The sequence below is a fragment of the Neisseria sp. P0024.S006 genome (assembly GCF_051956595.1).
Classification (GTDB): Bacteria; Pseudomonadota; Gammaproteobacteria; order Burkholderiales; family Neisseriaceae; genus Neisseria.
In genome coordinates this window covers 62,746-79,736 of sequence record NZ_JBQCXH010000004.1, presented here as the reverse complement: position 1 = coordinate 79,736, position 16,991 = coordinate 62,746, and the positions used below count along the sequence as shown (strand labels likewise).

General features: G+C 52.5%; 16 protein-coding genes. 10 read left to right on the top strand and 6 right to left on the bottom strand.

Annotated features, from left to right (window positions below; translation table 11 throughout):
* Positions 1-108 precede the first annotated feature (108 nt).
* Together ACTHUF_RS08155 and ACTHUF_RS08150 are read right to left on the bottom strand one after the other, a co-directional pair.
* The gene (locus tag ACTHUF_RS08155) at positions 109-381 is read right to left on the bottom strand and encodes a GIY-YIG nuclease family protein (RefSeq protein ID WP_049347860.1); all 273 of its coding nucleotides are present in this window, start codon (positions 379-381) and stop codon (positions 109-111) included.
* Positions 378-1,268, bottom strand: a complete 891-nt coding sequence (locus ACTHUF_RS08150; protein WP_315092790.1) for a LysR family transcriptional regulator — start codon at positions 1,266-1,268, stop codon at positions 378-380. The genes ACTHUF_RS08155 and ACTHUF_RS08150 overlap by 4 nt, the downstream gene beginning before the upstream one ends.
* Positions 1,269-1,387: 119 nt before the next feature.
* Here ACTHUF_RS08150 and ACTHUF_RS08145 point away from each other — a divergent pair, with 119 nt between their 5' ends.
* The 4 genes from ACTHUF_RS08145 to ACTHUF_RS08130 all read left to right on the top strand — a co-directional run bounded on the left by ACTHUF_RS08145 (position 1,388) and on the right by ACTHUF_RS08130 (position 7,165).
* Entirely contained in the window at positions 1,388-2,044 is a 657-nt protein-coding gene (locus ACTHUF_RS08145) for an NAD(P)-dependent oxidoreductase (protein ID WP_315092788.1), read from the top strand.
* A gap of 91 nt (positions 2,045-2,135) precedes the next feature.
* On the top strand, positions 2,136-3,500 hold the full coding sequence (gene mnmE / locus ACTHUF_RS08140) for a tRNA uridine-5-carboxymethylaminomethyl(34) synthesis GTPase MnmE (protein ID WP_440407472.1): 1,365 nt from the start codon (positions 2,136-2,138) through the stop codon (positions 3,498-3,500).
* A 1,030-nt stretch (positions 3,501-4,530) separates the two neighbouring features.
* Complete coding sequence (gene rmuC / locus ACTHUF_RS08135; RefSeq protein ID WP_440407471.1) at positions 4,531-6,333, top strand: DNA recombination protein RmuC; 1,803 nt, start codon at positions 4,531-4,533, stop codon at positions 6,331-6,333.
* 37 nt (positions 6,334-6,370) lie between these two features.
* Positions 6,371-7,165, top strand: coding sequence for a glycosyltransferase family 8 protein (locus ACTHUF_RS08130; RefSeq protein WP_440407470.1), 795 nt, complete (start codon positions 6,371-6,373; stop codon positions 7,163-7,165).
* A 196-nt stretch (positions 7,166-7,361) separates the two neighbouring features.
* Here ACTHUF_RS08130 and dapD read toward each other — a convergent pair whose 3' ends face one another.
* From dapD to fur, 3 genes are all read right to left on the bottom strand, one after another.
* Positions 7,362-8,183, bottom strand: a complete 822-nt coding sequence (dapD, locus tag ACTHUF_RS08125; RefSeq protein ID WP_003749076.1) for a 2,3,4,5-tetrahydropyridine-2,6-dicarboxylate N-succinyltransferase — start codon at positions 8,181-8,183, stop codon at positions 7,362-7,364.
* 262 nt (positions 8,184-8,445) lie between these two features.
* A complete protein-coding gene (gene aat, locus ACTHUF_RS08120; RefSeq protein WP_315092780.1) occupies positions 8,446-9,192 on the bottom strand; it encodes a leucyl/phenylalanyl-tRNA--protein transferase in 747 nt (248 codons plus the stop codon).
* Positions 9,193-9,269: 77 nt separating this feature from the next.
* Positions 9,270-9,767 (bottom strand): ferric iron uptake transcriptional regulator, encoded by a 498-nt coding sequence (fur, locus tag ACTHUF_RS08115; protein WP_079453813.1) that lies wholly within the window; start codon positions 9,765-9,767, stop codon positions 9,270-9,272.
* 151 nt (positions 9,768-9,918) lie between these two features.
* Between fur and ACTHUF_RS08110 the strand changes: the two genes are divergently transcribed.
* The 4 genes from ACTHUF_RS08110 to gyrB all read left to right on the top strand — a co-directional run bounded on the left by ACTHUF_RS08110 (position 9,919) and on the right by gyrB (position 14,695).
* Positions 9,919-10,314, top strand: coding sequence for an outer membrane protein assembly factor BamE (locus ACTHUF_RS08110; RefSeq protein ID WP_314576118.1), 396 nt, complete (start codon positions 9,919-9,921; stop codon positions 10,312-10,314).
* 9 nt (positions 10,315-10,323) lie between these two features.
* On the top strand, positions 10,324-11,133 hold the full coding sequence (dapB, locus tag ACTHUF_RS08105) for a 4-hydroxy-tetrahydrodipicolinate reductase (RefSeq protein ID WP_036492678.1): 810 nt from the start codon (positions 10,324-10,326) through the stop codon (positions 11,131-11,133).
* Between the two features lie 89 nt (positions 11,134-11,222).
* Positions 11,223-12,110: a 50S ribosomal protein L11 methyltransferase gene (prmA, locus tag ACTHUF_RS08100; RefSeq protein ID WP_003684134.1), complete on the top strand. Its 888-nt coding sequence runs from the start codon at positions 11,223-11,225 to the stop codon at positions 12,108-12,110.
* Positions 12,111-12,304: 194 nt separating this feature from the next.
* Complete coding sequence (gyrB, locus tag ACTHUF_RS08095; RefSeq protein ID WP_070836747.1) at positions 12,305-14,695, top strand: DNA topoisomerase (ATP-hydrolyzing) subunit B; 2,391 nt, start codon at positions 12,305-12,307, stop codon at positions 14,693-14,695.
* Between the two features lie 178 nt (positions 14,696-14,873).
* On the opposite strand, the gene queA is transcribed toward gyrB, so the two are convergent.
* Complete coding sequence (gene queA / locus ACTHUF_RS08090; RefSeq protein WP_070633218.1) at positions 14,874-15,902, bottom strand: tRNA preQ1(34) S-adenosylmethionine ribosyltransferase-isomerase QueA; 1,029 nt, start codon at positions 15,900-15,902, stop codon at positions 14,874-14,876.
* A gap of 355 nt (positions 15,903-16,257) precedes the next feature.
* On the opposite strand from queA, the gene accB reads away from it, so the two are divergent.
* Together accB and ACTHUF_RS08080 are read left to right on the top strand one after the other, a co-directional pair.
* On the top strand, positions 16,258-16,713 hold the full coding sequence (gene accB, locus ACTHUF_RS08085; protein WP_314598185.1) for an acetyl-CoA carboxylase biotin carboxyl carrier protein: 456 nt from the start codon (positions 16,258-16,260) through the stop codon (positions 16,711-16,713).
* 71 nt (positions 16,714-16,784) lie between these two features.
* Complete coding sequence (locus tag ACTHUF_RS08080; RefSeq protein WP_039862547.1) at positions 16,785-16,979, top strand: YqaE/Pmp3 family membrane protein; 195 nt, start codon at positions 16,785-16,787, stop codon at positions 16,977-16,979.
* The last annotated feature ends 12 nt before the right edge of the window (positions 16,980-16,991 follow it).

Below are 16,991 nucleotides of genomic sequence, written 5' to 3'. Positions count from 1 at the left end.
TTTGAATCATGTTAATAAACATTTGCCGCTTGGCCATGCAAAAGACACCGGCGGGCTTACTTGTTTATAGAGTTTTTCATATTCCGACTACGATTTAATCCAATGCCATTAGCCTTTTGCCAAGGTTTCAGCTTCAGTCCACAATCCCCGCTTCTGCTCCGCCGTCAATTTCTTAATCCCGATTTCCCGTTTCAGCGCCTCACTTTTAGTCAGGCCGTCTGAAACGATGTGCATCTCGACAGGCTTGTTCAAACGCGTGTATTTTGCGCCTTTTCCTGACAAGTGCGCCGCAAACCGCTCTTGCGGACGGTTGCTGATGCCGCAATAAAACGCGCCGTTTTCGCACAAAATCAGATAAACACACCAATTTTCCGCGTTCATAAATCCCCTTCCTTGGCAAAACTCTCGGTAAAAATGCGCACGGTGGCTTCGGTTTTGGCAGACTGCACACGATAAGGTGTGACCAAATAAAGGCTGACCGGCGGCAATGTCCATTCGGGTAAAACGCTTTTCAGACGGCCTTGGGCAATTTTCTCCCGAACTTCGCCGCCCACTTGCAACGACAACCCGAAACCGCTTTCGGTCAGGCTGCACACGGCGGCAAGATGCGTACAGGCAATGCTGTCGGCAATATCGAGAAAATAGTTTTCTTCACCATTTTGCAAGGTCGTGCGGACAGGTAAAAAATGCAGCCAGCGGTACGCATGAAGCTGCGCGGGATGGGTAATGGGCGGATGCCGGTCGAGATAATCAGGAGCGGCGCAAATGATGTACGGCCAAGTTACGAGATGGCGCGCAACCAAGTTGGGATCATCCAAAGCCCGGTCGCCGCCGCGTATGGCGATGTCGGTCTGATTGTGTTGCAGGTTGTCCAAAGTATCGCTGAAATTAAGGACGGGACGGATTTTTGGGAACTCGGTTTGCAATCGCGAAAAGGCCGTCTGAAAAGCGCGGGATTCAATAACTGTAGAAGTCAGGGAAATCCGCAACTCGCCGACGGGTTCGGTTTTCAGATTGTCGATAACGGTGCGCGTATCGGACAAGGTAGCGGCGAGGCGGCGGCAGTATTCGCCCAAGGCACGGCCGGCATCGGTGGGCGAAAGGCTGCGCGTGCTGCGGTTTAACAGCTTGATGCCGTGCAGAGTTTCGAGGCGGTTGATGTGCTGGCTGACGGCAGACGGGGTCATGCCCAGCGCGACAGCGGCAGCATTCATGCTGCCGTGTTCGAGGACAGCGGCGAAAACGAGCAGGGGTTTGATGTCTTGCATTTTGACTGATTATGTAGTTTAACTTCACAATCATAACAGCAAAACAAGGATTATCAAGCGTTTCAGACGGCCTTACAATGCACTCATCTAATCAATCACACCTCAACAAGGAGTCAAACATGAAAATCGCAGTCATCGGTGCAACAGGTTATGTCGGCAACGCAGTCGTGCAAGAACTGGCAGGCCGCGGTCATGAAGTAACCGCCTTCGCCCGCAATACAGACAAAGTGTTCCAAGCGCAAAATGTTGCCGCCGTCTCCGCAGATGTCAATGCGGCGGACTTCGCCGACAAACTGGCAGGCTTTGACGCCGTGGTCAGCGCGTTCAACCCGGGATGGACCAATCCCAACATCGGCGCGGATTTTACACGCGGCGCAAACAGCATCGTCGAAGCGGCAAAAGCGGCGCAAGTGCCGTATCTCTTGATTGTCGGCGGCGCGGGCAGCCTGTATGTCGCGCCCGGTTTGCAAGTTATCGATACGCCCAACTTCCCGAAAGAAATTTACGACGGCGCCAATGCCGCACGCCATCTCTTGGCAGAACTCCTGCCGCGCCGCGACGTGAACTGGTCTTTCGTTTCCCCTCCGGCACGGCTGGGCGCGGACAGCGGTTTCAGCGAAGATAAAACCGGCAAATACCGCTTGGGCAAAGACGATTTACTGATGGACGGTGAAATTCCGGCAGGCATCAGTGTGGCCGATTTGGCAGTCGCCATCGCCGACGATGCGGAAAACAAAGCGCATTTGTTTGAACGCTTTACCGTTGCTGCCGCTTAACCGCCTCCATTTAAAGGCCGTCTGAAACCCAAAGTTTCAGACGGCCTTTTGCTATAATACGCACATTAAATTTACCTATACGCGAGTTCTCATGTCCGCACCCCAACCCACCATCGCCGCCATCGCCACCGCACCCGGACGCGGCGGCGTCGGCGTGATCCGTCTTTCCGGCAAAAACCTGCTGCCTTTGGCGCAAACCCTCAGCGGCGGCAAAACGCCCAAACCGCGTACCGCGCTTTACACCGACTTTCTCGGCGGCGACGGGCAGCCGATAGACAACGGCATCCTGCTCTACTTCGCCGCGCCCGCCAGCTTTACCGGCGAAGACGTGATTGAATTGCAGGGACACGGCGGCCCCGTCGTGATGGACATGCTGCTTTCGCGTTGCCTCGAACTGGGCGCGCGTATGGCGGAGCCGGGCGAATTTACCAAACGCGCCTTCCTCAACAACAAACTCGACCTTGCCCAAGCCGAAAGCGTCGCCGACCTCATCGACGCCTCTAGCAAGTCCGCCGCCCGCATGGCGTTGCGTTCGCTCAAAGGCGCGTTTTCCCAACACATACACGAGCTGGTGGACGACCTTATTACTTTGCGGATGCTGGTTGAAGCCACATTGGACTTCCCTGAAGAAGATATCGACTTTCTCGAAGCCGCCGACGCGCGCGGCAAGCTCCAAGCGTTGCAAGGCCGTCTGAAAACCGTGCTTGCCAGTGCGGAACAGGGCGCGATTTTGCGCGAAGGCATGAACGTCGTCCTCGTCGGCGCGCCCAACGTCGGCAAATCCAGCCTGCTCAACGCCTTGGCGGGCGACGACATCGCCATCGTAACCGACATCGCCGGCACCACCCGCGACACCGTGCGCGAACAAATCACCCTCGACGGCGTGCCTGTCCACATCATCGACACCGCCGGCCTGCGCGAAACCGACGACGTAGTCGAACAAATCGGCATCGAACGCAGCCGCAAAGCCGTCTCCGAAGCCGATGTCGCCCTGATTCTGATTGACCCGCGCGAAGGCGTGAACGCCAAAACCCAAGCCATTTTGAACAGCCTGCCCGAAGGTTTGAAAAAAATCGAAATCCACAACAAAGCCGACCTGACCGGCGAACCCGTTGCCGTCCGTTCAGACGGCCTCGCGCAAACCGGTGCGGACACCGTCATCAGCCTGTCCGCCAAAACCGGCGCGGGTCTCGACTTGCTCAAACACGCGCTCTTGCAGGAAGTCGGCTGGCAGGGCGAAAGCGAAAGCCTGTTCCTCGCCCGCAGCCGCCACCTCAACGCCCTGCACGAAGCCGAAGCCGAGCTGGAAAACGCCGCCCTCTGCAACAACAACCAAATCGAGCTTTTCGCCGAACACCTGCGCCTCGCCCAAAACGCGTGCAGCGAAATTACCGGTGAATTTACCGCCGACGATTTGCTGGGCGTGATTTTCTCGCGCTTCTGTATCGGCAAATAAAACGGTTTACCATCAAATACAAAGGCCGTCTGAATGTTCAGACGGCCTTTTTATCACCAAAACAAGCTTTGTTTTACTCGTATTTATTTATCGGCAGCTTCTGCCATATTCTTGACGATATTGGTCGCACCCACTGTCAAACCGGACATGCCGATCAGAGAAGCTGCGGCCAATTTGATTAATTTTTTCATTCTGACTCTTTTCTGTGTATTGATTTGAGGAAGCGTTGTGTGTTTTTATTTGTCGGCATCAGCCATATTGTGGGCAATATTGGTTGCACCGGCGGTCAGGCCGGACATGCCGATTAAAGAGGCTGCAGCCAGTTTGATTAAAGTTTTCATTGTTTGTCTCACTTTCTTGTCTGTCGGCCGAAAAACGGCCTAAGTTGCGTTTTCTAAGGTATTGTAATTGATTCGTTTATAATTGAATTATTTGTGTATGGCCGTTTCGATATTACGGGAGATGCCGATGGCAGAAGCCGATATTCCGGACATACCGATTAAAGAAGCGGCAGCAAGCGTTATTAAATTTCCCATTTTAAGTAGTCCTTTTTCATAGAAACAAAATGTTATTTAACAACATACACATTTTTTCATCGGCATCTGCGCTACCGACAGGGCGAATCATACCGTTTTAAATGTAAACTAATACAGCTTAATCGTAAATATATAGCGCAAAAATCAAACATATCAATATTTTTTGTTAATTTCCATTATTTTTTGAAAATGACACCGATGTCTTACCAAATGACACCGATGTCTTGATTACATACGCACTACAAACGTGTTTCATTCCCCCCATAAAATCCCACTTTTTTTGTTGCAAAATTGCACTCTAAATAAAATAAATTTTAAAATTCAATATCTTATAAATTTATATTTTTTACAACAAAAATATTTAATTAGTCAAAACCAATACCCTTGATAGCTTCTTTTAAAAGAAAACCCACGTTACCCGCACACATCCGACCATAAAATGCGTTGCAAATATATGATATAGTGAAACATTCCGCATATTGACTATTTCCAGCATGAACACCACCCTAATCCTGACCGGCGCGGCCGCATTTTTTATCGGCGCGCTGTTTGCTTGGCTGATAACACGCTACCAAGCCCAAAACCGACACTTTATTGTTTTGCAAGAATTGGCCGAAAGCCGCCGCCTGCATGAGTTTGCCGAACAGGTACAGGCTCAAACTGCGGCGGACTTGGCGCAAAGCCGCCATACCGTGCAGGAATTGCAAGACGAATTGCAGGAGACGGGCAACCGCTTTGCCGCAGCCGAAAAACAGATTGCCTATCTGCAAGATTGCGAGGCCGAAGCCGAAGCTTTAAAACACGAATGTGCAAAATGGCAGCAAAGTGCGCAAAACCTGCAAATCAACAACGAACTCCTAAACACGCAACTGGCTCAAGAACAGGCATTGAGTGCGGATAAAAATACACTTTTACAACAGCAGGAAACGGAAAAAGGCCGTCTGAAACAAGACTACGACACGCTTTTGGAGCAAAACCATGCGCTGCAAGTCCAAAACGAGCGCCTCTCCACACAACTGACGCAAGAAAAAGCCAATATCGACGACAAAAACAGCCTTTTACAGCAACAGGAAGCCGAAAAAGGCCGTCTGAAACAAGAATACGCCGCCCTTTTGGAGCAAAACCACGCGCTTCAAGTCCAAAACGAGCGCCTCAACACCCAATCGGAAAAAGACCGTCAGGCTGCCGAAGAAAAGCTGGCACTGCTGGCAGATGCGCGTAAAAACCTGAGCGACCAGTTCCAAAACCTCGCCAACACTATTTTGGAAGAGAAAAGCCGCCGCTTTACCGAGCAAAACCACGACCATCTCCAACAACTGCTCAATCCGCTCAACGAACGCATCCACGGCTTCAGCGAGCTGGTTCAGCAGACTTATGAAAAAGAAGCCAAAGAACGCCTGACCATCGAAAACGAGCTCAAACGCCTGCAAACCCTCAACACCCAGCTCCACCACGATGCCAAAGCGCTGACCACCGCACTGACCGGCACGCAAAACAAAACCCAAGGCAACTGGGGCGAGATGATTTTGGAAAGCGTATTGGAAAATTCCGGTCTGCAAAAAGGCCGCGAATACATCGTTCAAGCCTCCAGCGTCCGCCACGAAGCAGATGGCACCCAGCGCCGCCTCCAACCCGACGTCCTCATCAATCTGCCTGACAACAAACAAATCGTCATCGACTCCAAAGTATCGCTGACCGCCTACGTCCGCTATACGCAAAGCACCGGCGCAGAAGCAGAGCGCGAGCTTGCCAACCACGTCGCCAGTATCCGCGCCCATATCAAAAACTTGGCAGCCAAAGATTACACCGACCTTGAAGGCGTCAAAACGCTGGACTTCGTCTTTATGTTCGTCCCTGTCGAACCGGCCTACCTCCTCGCCCTGCAACACGATCCTAACCTCTTCCAAGAGTGTTTCGACAAACGCATCATGCTGACCGGCCCCAGCACCCTGCTCGCCACCCTGCGCACCGTTGCCAACATCTGGCGCAACGAGCAGCAAAACCAAAACGCGTTGGCGATTGCCGAGGCAGGCAGCAAACTTTATGACAAATTTGTCGGCTTTGTCGAAAGCATGGACGGCATCAATAAAGCGCTTGGTCAGGCACAATCCCAGTTTCAGACGGCCTACAGCCGCTTGGTTTCCGGCAGGGGCAACCTCATCAGCAGTACTGAAAAACTGCGCAAATTGGGCATCAAAGCCGGCAAACAGCTGCAACGGGATTTAGTAGAAAAGGCCGTGTCGGAAACCGAAGACCATACCGCTTTACCCACCACGCAAAATCAAGAAAATAACTGATAAACTCCAAAACATTGTATAAAAGGGAATTTAACCAATGAGCAACATCACCATCGTCCTTGCCGCCGATACCGGCTACGCCGAGCAGGTTCATACCCTAATGAAGTCCGTCTGTACGCACAATACAGGTGTCAATTTCTACCTCATGCACAACACCTTCAGACGGGAATGGATTGACTATACCAACCAAAAACTCGCCGCCAGCGGCAGCCGTCTGAATGATGTCAAAATCGAAATGGACTTCAGCCAATATCGCCGCCTGTCCCATATTTCGGATGCCGCATTTTTCCGCCTGATGATGCAGCACCTGCCCGTCGACCGTGCCCTTTATCTCGACAGCGATATGGTGGTGACCCAATCCCTGCACGATTTGTTCAACCTCGATATGCGCGGCTATCCCGTTGCGGCGGTACAAGATTCCTTTCTTGCCCGTACCGAATGGAGTCACCCGACCGGCCTGCACACCACGCCCTATTTCAATTCCGGTATGTTGTTGGTCGACCTGGCGCAATGGCGGGAACACAATATCGCGGCGCAACTGCTGCAAACTGCTGCCACCATTGATAAATCCGTTCCCTACGGCGACCAATGCTTTCTAAACACCGTATTTCAAAAAAACTGGCTGCAACTAGAAGAATCTTGGAATTTCCAAACAGGCGCAGTCGAATACTTCCAAAAACGAAACCTCAGCGAAGTATTCCCCAAACCCGACACCGTTCCGCCCGTTATCCACTACACCACACGCGCCAAACCGTGGTTGTGCGATTACGGCGAAATTCCTTTTATTGAAGTCTATTGGCAATACTATTGCGCCGACTGGCCGAAAGCGTAGTCGCAGACAGGGAATACCCTTCCCTTGCCTCAATTGACCTTAAAACAACCCATCATCAAAAACAAAAGGCCGGCTGAAATCGTTTCAGACGGCCTTTAAGCCATAAAAAAACAGGCAGAATATTCTACCTGTTTTGTGTTCAAACCCGACTGTAAAGTAAGCATTGCCACCCTCAGCCGGCGTCATCGTTATCCGATTAAATACCGCGCAACAATTCATTCACGCTAGTTTTTGCACGGGTTTGCGCGTCCACACGTTTGACGATAACTGCGCAGTAGAGGCTGTGGCTGCCGTCTTTGGAAGGCATACTGCCGGATACGACAACCGAACCAGCCGGTACGCGGCCTTGATAGATTTCGCCGGTAGTACGGTCAAGGATTTTGGTAGATTGACCGATGAACACGCCCATAGAAATCACGCTGCCTTCTTCGACAATCACGCCTTCAACGATTTCAGAACGCGCACCGATGAAGCAGTTGTCTTCAATAATGGTAGGACTGGCTTGCAGAGGCTCGAGTACGCCGCCGATGCCGACGCCGCCGCTCAAGTGCACGTTTTTACCGATTTGCGCGCAAGAGCCGACAGTCGCCCAAGTATCGACCATCGCACCTTCGTCAACGTATGCGCCGATGTTGACATAAGAAGGCATCAACACGACATTTTTCGCCACAAAGCTGCCGCGGCGGGCAACGGCACCCGGAACTGCGCGGAAACCTGCGCTGCGGAATTCATCTTCCGACCAATCGGCAAACTTGGTCGGCACTTTGTCGAAGTATTTGTTCACGCCGTCGTTGAGGATTTCATTGTCCTGAATGCGGAAAGACAGCAATACGGCTTTTTTCGCCCATTCGTTAACTTTCCACTCGCCCACGCCCAAACGCTCGGCAACGCGCAGTTTGCCGGAGTCGAGTTGATGAATGGTTTCCAAAACCGCTTCACGCACTTCCGGAGTAACGGTATTCGGATTGATTTCGGCACGGTTTTCAAAAGCCGTTTCAATGATGTTTTGCAAAGACATGTTGATTCCTTCAAGAGATCAGGGCCGTCTGAAACCTATTCAGGCCACCCTATTACAAATTTTTAACTCGTTATTTTGCCATGTAAAAGCGATTTCGTCAGCTATTAACATGATGAGCGCCAAGCGTTACACGGCCGGATTTCGGCTAAGCCAAGATTTTCAGACGGCCTGTTCAAGTGAATGGCATGGCATTTATTTTCTAACTAATTTTCCAGCTACGATATGCAAGCTGTCGATTCTACCGACACGCCGTGCCGATAAATCAATCTTCGCCGCCAATCTTTTGCAGCAGATTTTCAGCCACCACGCCGCATCCGATATTCCGCTTTAACGGTTTCGCATTTAAATCCTTCAAGGCCGTCTGAAAGTCGGCAAAACCTATCAATTGCGAACCGAAACGGCGCATATGTTCCGTATCCTGCTGACAGTCTATCAGCGCAACGCCCAAATCCGCCAAAAACGGGACGGCTCGGGCAAACGCAATCTTGGACGCATCGGGACGCAAAGCAAACATCGACTCGCCATAAAACACGCAGCCGATTTGCACGCCGTAAAACCCGCCAGCCAACTGCATTTCGCCTTGTTCATCCGGCAGCCAACATTCAAACGAATGCGCATGCCCCTGATGGTGCAGCTTCAAATAGGCCGTCTGAAACGCAGGCTCTATCCACGTTCCGTCCTGTTCCGGACGCGGCACATCGGCGCAATGGGCAATCACTTTTTCAAAGCAGCGGTTGACCGTTACCCGATACGGCTTGTTGCGCAAAGTTTTGGCGAGCGATCGGCCGATATGCAGGCTTTCCGGCACAATCACGGCTCGCGGCGCAACCGCATACCAGAAAAACCAACCGTCGCGGCTAAACCACGGAAAAATCCCCTGTCTATACGCCGACAACAGCCGCCCCGTATCCAAATCGCCGCTGACGCCGACCAAGCCGTCGCATTCTGCCAAGGCGTAAGACGGGTCGGGGAAACGATAATCCTGTGGCGCAAGTAAAGGAATCTTCATCGCAGAGCCCATAAAGTTTCAGACGGCCTCAAGCGGAAAATGCCCAAGGCCGTCTGAAAAATCAACATCCAAACTGATTAACGTTTGGTTTTGGTTTGGCAATCGCCGCATACGCCGTACATATACAGCGCGTGATCGACGATGCGGTAGCCGTTTTCTTCGGCGATTTTGTCTTGCAGCGCTTCGATTTCCGGATTGTGGAATTCGGTTACTTCGCCGCATTTCACGCAAACGATGTGGTCGTGGTGATCGCCTTTGTCCAATTCGTAAACCGCTTTGCCGGTTTCAAAATGGTGGCGTTGCAAAATGCCGGCCTGTTCAAACTGGGTCAGCACACGGTAAATCGTCGCCACGCCGATTTCCACGCCCTCTTCCAACAGGATGCGGTACACATCTTCCGCACTCAAATGCTCCTCGGCATGAGTCTCGAACAAGTCCAAAATTTTCAAACGCGGACCCGTAACTTTCAAACCACTGTCTTTCAATTGCGCAATGTTGCTGAATTTTTCCATAATATTCAATATCCCTGTAAGGTAATAACCGTTATAATACGCACTTTCCGCCCGTTTGCCCACTATTGGGCCGTTAAAGGACGGCAATCTGCCGCCGGTCTTGCAATTGAAAATCGGCGAAAAGAAAAATTAAGAAGATGATTATCGTTTGCTTTTTAAAAATATTCAAGCGATGATAAACATCTTTCCCGAAATGACACAGAAAGGTAAGCCCGTGAATAAAGCCTTATACCTTGCCATCGCCGCTATTTTAGGTCTGGCCTCATGCAGTGCCGAGCGCGTATCCAACTTTCCATCCTACAAACTTAAAATCATTCAAGGTAACGAGCTCAATCCCCGCGCCGTGGTTTCCCTGCGCCAAGGTATGACCCGCGACCAAGTCCAACTGCTGCTCGGTACACCGCTCCTGCGCGACGCCTTCCATGCCGACCGCTGGGATTACACTTTCAACACCAGCCGCAACGGCATCATCAAAGAACAAAGCAACCTGACCCTGTACTTTGAAAACGACGTCCTCGCACGCGCCGAAGGCGATGCCATTCAAAAATCCATCGAAGCGGTTCAAGCCGGACAAAACGTCGTTCCGACCACAGAAACCAAGCCGAAATAAGGAAGCCCCATGAGCGCATTGAAAATCGCCATCGCCGGCGTCAACGGCCGCATGGGCCGCGTCTTGGTTGAAGCAGTCAACAACCATCCCGACACCGTCCTATCCGGCGCACTCGAGCATTCCGGTTCGGAAGTATTGGGTTTGGATGCAGGCTTCGCCTCCGGCCTCAAAACCGGCGTCGCCATTTCAGACGACGTGGATGCCGTACTGGCTCAAAGCGATGTCCTTATCGACTTTACCCGCCCCGAACCAACCCTGAAACACCTGCAAAAATGCGTGGAAAAAGGCGTCAACATCATCATCGGTACGACCGGTTTTGACGACGCAGGCAAAGCCGCCATCCAAGCCGCAGGCGAAAAAATAGGCGTTGTCTTCGCCGCCAACTTCAGCGTCGGCGTCAACCTGACCTTCCACATCCTCGACACCGTCGCCCGCGTGTTGAACGAAGGCTACGACATCGAAATCATCGAAGGCCACCACCGCCACAAAGTCGATGCCCCAAGCGGCACCGCGTTGCGCATGGGTGAAGTCATTGCCGACGCACTCGGCCGCGACCTCAAAGAATGCGCCGTTTACGGCCGCGAAGGCCACACCGGCCCGCGCGATCCGTCCACCATCGGTTTTGCCACCGTCCGCGCAGGCGACATCGTCGGCGACCACACCGCCCTCTTCGCCACCGACGGCGAGCGCGTGGAAATCACCCACAAAGCCAGCAGCCGCATGACCTTTGCCGCCGGTGCCGTACGTGCCGCAGTTTGGGCAAACGGCAAAAAAGGCCTGTACGATATGCAAGACGTACTGGGTTTGAAAAACCGATAAACCCGCATTATCAGGTTTCATCCCTGACAAGGCCGTCTGAAAGCACAACGTCGATTTTCAGACGGCCTTATTAAAAAGAAAGCCCCACCATGTCCTATCAACAAATCACCATCAACGTCAACGATGCCGTCGCCGAACGCCTTGCCGATGCACTGATGGAACACGGCGCATTGTCCGCCGCCATTGAAGATGCCTACGCCGGTACAGAAAACGAGCAGGCCATTTTCGGCGAGCCGGGCATGCCGACCGAGCAAATCTGGCAACAAAGCAAAGTCATCGCCCTTTTCGGCGAAAGCGACGACGCCGCTTCCATTATCGAAGCCGCCGCGCAGGAATGCGGTTTGAACGATTTGAAATACACCGGCGAAATCCTTGAAGATCAAGACTGGGTACGCCTGACCCAAGCGCAATTCGACCCGATTCAAATTTCCGATCGCCTGTGGATTACCCCGTCTTGGCACGAAGCACCCAACGGCAACGCCGTCAACCTGCAACTCGACCCGGGCCTTGCCTTCGGCACCGGCAGCCATCCGACCACCCGCCTCTGCCTCAAATGGCTGGACACGCAGCTCAAAGGCGGCGAAAGCGTATTGGACTACGGCTGCGGCTCCGGCATTTTGGCCATTGCCGCCCTCAAACTCGGCGCAGGCTCCGCCATCGGCGTAGACATTGACGAACAAGCCATCCGCGCCAGCAAAGACAATGCCGCGCAAAACAACGTCGACGCGCAGTTCTACCTGCCGGACGGCCTACCGCAAGGCCAATTTGATGTCGTTGTCGCCAACATTCTGGCCAATCCCCTGCGTATGCTCGGAGAAATGCTTGCCGCGCGTACCAAACAAGGCGGCCGCATTGTCTTGTCCGGCCTTCTGGACGAACAAGTCGAAGAACTCAGCGGCATTTACAGCCAATGGTTCGACATCGAACCTGCCGAAATCGAAGAAGGCTGGGCGCGATTGAGCGGCGTCAAACGCTAAAGCTGTTTTCCGATACAAAGGCCGTCTGAAATTTAAGCTTTCAGACGGCCTTTTTGCACTTAAAACGCTGAATATTCCAGCAAAATCAGGTATAATTGCCTATTATTTTGACCTTTCGGAACACATCCGCCGCGCCCGTTTGACATTTCATTGCGCGCACGGAAAAATTCCTTGAAATTCAGCAAGAAAAGACCATGACTGACCAAAAACACGAAGAATACGGCGCCGACAGCATACAAGTGCTGGAAGGCTTGGAAGCGGTACGCAAACGCCCCGGTATGTATATCGGCGACACGCAGGACGGCAGCGGCCTGCACCACATGGTGTTCGAGGTGCTCGACAACGCCATTGACGAAGCGCTCGCCGGACATTGCGACAAAATCACCGTAACCATCCATGCCGACAATTCCGTCAGCGTGGCCGACAACGGCCGCGGTATGCCGACTGGCATCCATCCGAAAGAAGGCCGCTCCGCCGCCGAAGTCATCATGACTGTCTTGCACGCAGGCGGCAAATTCGACAACAACAGCTACAAAATCTCCGGCGGCCTGCACGGCGTGGGCGTCTCTGTCGTCAACGCACTGTCCGACTGGGTAACACTGACCATCTACCGCGACGGTAAAGAACACTTCGTCCGCTTCGTACGCGGCGAAACCGAAGAGCCGTTGAAGGTTGTCGGCGATTCCGACAAAAAAGGCACGACCGTACGCTTCCTTGCCAGTGCGGAAACCTTCGGCAATGTCGAATACAGCTTTGACATCCTCGCCAAACGCATCCGCGAACTTTCCTTCCTGAATAACGGCGTGGACATCGAACTGACCGACGAACGCGACGGTAAACACGAAAGCTTCGCCCTCTCCGGCGGCGTGGCAGGGTTCGTGCAATACATGAACCGCAAAAAAACACCGTTGCACGAAAAAATCTTCTACGCGTTCGGCGAAAAAGACGGCATGAGCGTCGAATGCGCGATGCAGTGGAACGACAGCTACCAAGAAAGCGTGCAATGTTTCACCAACAACATTCCGCAACGCGACGGCGGTACGCACCTGACCGCACTGCGCCAAGTGATGACCCGTACCATCAACAACTATATCGAAGCCAACGAAGTCGCCAAAAAAGCCAAAGTGGAAACCGCCGGCGACGATATGCGCGAAGGCCTGACCTGCGTGTTGTCCGTCAAACTGCCCGATCCCAAATTCTCATCGCAAACCAAAGACAAACTGGTTTCCAGCGAAATCGGCCCCGTCGTCAACGAAGTCATCAACCAAGCCCTGACCGACTTCCTTGAAGAAAACCCGACCGAAGCCAAAATTATCACCAGCAAAATTGTTGATGCCGCGCGCGCGCGCGAAGCCGCACGAAAAGCCCGCGAAATCACCCGCCGCAAAGGCGTGATGGACGGTTTGGGCCTGCCGGGCAAACTGGCCGACTGCCAAGAAAAAGACCCTGCCCTGTCCGAACTCTACCTCGTCGAGGGCGACTCTGCAGGCGGTTCCGCCATGCAGGGCCGCGACCGCAAATTCCAAGCGATTTTGCCGCTCAAAGGTAAGATTTTGAACGTCGAAAAAGCACGTTTTGAAAAAATGTTGGCCAGCCAAGAAGTCGCCACGCTGATTACCGCTCTAGGCGCAGGCATCGGCAAAGAAGAATTCAATGCCGAAAAACTGCGCTACCACCGCATCATCATCATGACCGATGCCGACGTGGACGGCGCGCACATCCGCACCCTGCTCCTGACCTTTTTCTACCGCCAAATGCCCGAGCTGGTCGAACGCGGCTACATCTACATCGCCCAGCCGCCTTTGTACAAAGCCAAATACGGCAAACAAGAGCGCTATCTCAAAGACGAATTGGAAAAAGACCAATGGCTGCTCGGTTTGGCCTTGGAAAAAGCCAAAATCGTTTCAGACGGCCGCACCATCGAAGGCGAAGAGCTTGCCGATACCGCCAAACAATTCCTGTTGGCCAAAACCGTCATCGAGCAAGAAAGCCGCATCATTGACGAACTCGTCCTGCACGCCATGCTGCACGCTTCGCCGGTCGATCTCAGCACCGCAGAAAGCGCAGACCGCGCCGTTGCCGAATTGAGCGGCCTCTTGGACGAAAAAGAAGTCGCGCTCGAACGTATCGAAGGCCACGAAGGACACCAGTTCATCAAAATCACACGCAAACTGCACGGAAATGTGATGGTGAGCTACCTCGAGCCTAAGTTCCTCAACAGCAAAGCCTACCAAACCCTTACCCAAACCGCCGCCGCACTCAAAGGCATGGTCGGCAAAGGGGCGAAGCTCTACAAAGGCGACAACGAATACGACATCGACAGCTTTGAAGCCGCTTTGGACATTTTGATGAGCGTTGCCCAAAAAGGCATGTCCATCCAACGATACAAAGGCTTGGGCGAGATGAACCCGGAACAACTTTGGGAAACCACGATGGATCCTACCGTCCGCCGCCTCCTGAAAGTCCGCATCGAAGATGCCATTGCCGCCGACGAAGTGTTCGTCACCCTGATGGGCGACGAAGTCGAACCGCGCCGTGCCTTCATCGAAAACAACGCCCTGCTGGCACAAAATATCGACGCCTAAGCATGGAAAGATAAAAGGCCGTCTGAAAAACATTTTCAGACGGCCTTTTTGTTTTTGTACTTTATTTCTTACAACTCAAATTCCAACAACTTCACGTGTTTTAGTAGAGCGTTCCAACTGATTCAGATTCGGGTCAATCCCAAATACCCCGTTTAAAACGCTCCAATCCGTTTCCGATTTATTCCGCCTTCCCCAAAATCATCGCATCGCCATAGCTGAAAAAGCGGTATTCCTGTTCCACGGCATGGCGGTAAACGCTGCGGATATGTTCCATGCCCGAAAACGCGCTGACAAGCATCAGCAAGGTTGATTTGGGCAGGTGGAAGTTGGTAATCAATCGGTCGGCAACATTGAAGCGGTAGCCCGGCGTAATGAAAATATCGGTATCGCCGCGACCGGCTTTCAGACGGCCTGTCTCGCGTGCAGCGGATTCCAAGGCGCGCATAGAGGTTGTGCCCACTGCCCACACTTTATTGCCGCGCGCTTTGGCGGCTTCAACGGCAGCAACGGTCTCGGCCGGTACGTCAAACCACTCGCTGTGCATTTTGTGTTCTTCAATTTTATCGACGCGCACGGGTTGGAATGTGCCGGCACCGACGTGCAGGGTTACTTCTGCGGTTTCTACGCCTTTGGCTTTCAGACGGCCCAACAATTCATCGGTAAAGTGCAGACCTGCCGTCGGCGCGGCCACTGCGCCTTGATACTTGGCGTACACGGTCTGATAGCGGCTGTCGTCTTCATCATCGGCCGCGCGTTCGATATAAGGCGGCAAGGGCAGATGGCCGTTTTGCTCCAAAAGTTCGTAAACGGTTTGCTCGCCTTCAAATTTCAGGCAAAACAATTCTTCCGCACGTTCCATCATGACGGCACGGATATCGCCTTCAAAAATCAATTCTGTACCCGGTTTCGGCGATTTGGACGAGCGGATGTGCGCCAATGCGGTATGCGCGTCCAATACCCGCTCAATCAGGGCTTCGATTTTGCCGCCGCTGGCTTTTTGGCCGAACAGGCGTGCCTTCATCACTTTGGTATTGTTAAACACCAGCACATCGCCCGGTGCGACATAATCGGGTAAATCGCCGAAATGTTTGTCTTCAATCGGCAATGTGGGCAAGGCAACCAGAAGCCTGCTGCTGCCGCGCACTTCCGGCGGATGCTGGGCAATCAGTTTTTCGGGCAATTCAAAATCAAAATCGGAAATATCCATTGTCGTGCATAATTTAAAAAAACAGGCGCCATTATACGCGCAAAGTGGGTTTTCAGACGGCATGTTTTGTCGAAAAACCAATAAATTAGAATAAACGCTCTTGGGAAAATCACTTTTTAACGAAAATCAGCGTTCCTTTCTTTTTTCGCCGAAAAACGCCTTTTTTCTATCTTTTACTGGACATTTGCCGACAAGTTCGGGAAAATAACCGGATTCATTTCTCAGGCTCCGCCCTGTTCCGACATTATTTAAACGCCGGATGGCAAACCTGCCTTCCGACGTCTCAGGAAATCATCTAAAACCACAGCGGCGCATACCTAATATGCACTTTATGCCGCGCTAAAAAGGAAAAGCAATGGATTTGCGTAAATTAAAAAAACTGATTGATTTGGTCGAAGAATCAGGCATTGCAGAAATTGAAGTTACCGAAGGCGAAGAAAAAGTCCGCATTACGCGCACCACTGCCGCCGCAGCTCCCATTTATGCTGCTCCGGCACCTGCCGCAGCTCCGGTTGCCGCACCTGCCGCTGCTCCGGCTGCAGCCGCTCCGGCCGCCGCCCCTGCCGCTCGCGATTTGTCCAACGCGCAAAAATCGCCTATGGTCGGTACGTTCTACCGCGCCCCCGGCCCGAACGCCGCCGCGTTTGTCGAAGTCGGCCAACAAGTCAAAGCCGGCGATACTTTGTGCATCATCGAAGCCATGAAGCTGATGAACGAAATCGAAGCCGAGAAATCCGGTGTCGTTAAAGAAATTCTGGTTGAAAACGGTACTCCGGTCGAATACGGCGAGCCGCTCTTCATCATTGAATAATCCGTTTTTTCAGACGGCCTTTATCTTTAAGGCCGTCTGAAATTCCTTTTTCTGTTCATCAAGGACAAACCATGCGTCTGATTTTGGCTATTTTCTTGCCATGGCTTCAGTTTTTCACCATCGGCCGTCCGTTTGCAGGCATTATCTGTCTGATTCTGCAATGTACGCTGGTTGGCTGGATACCGGCAGCCATGTGGTCGGTTTACGCCTTGAGCCAATATAAAACCGACCAAAAAATCCGCAACGCATTAGGCGGCCGACAATAGGCCGTCTGAACC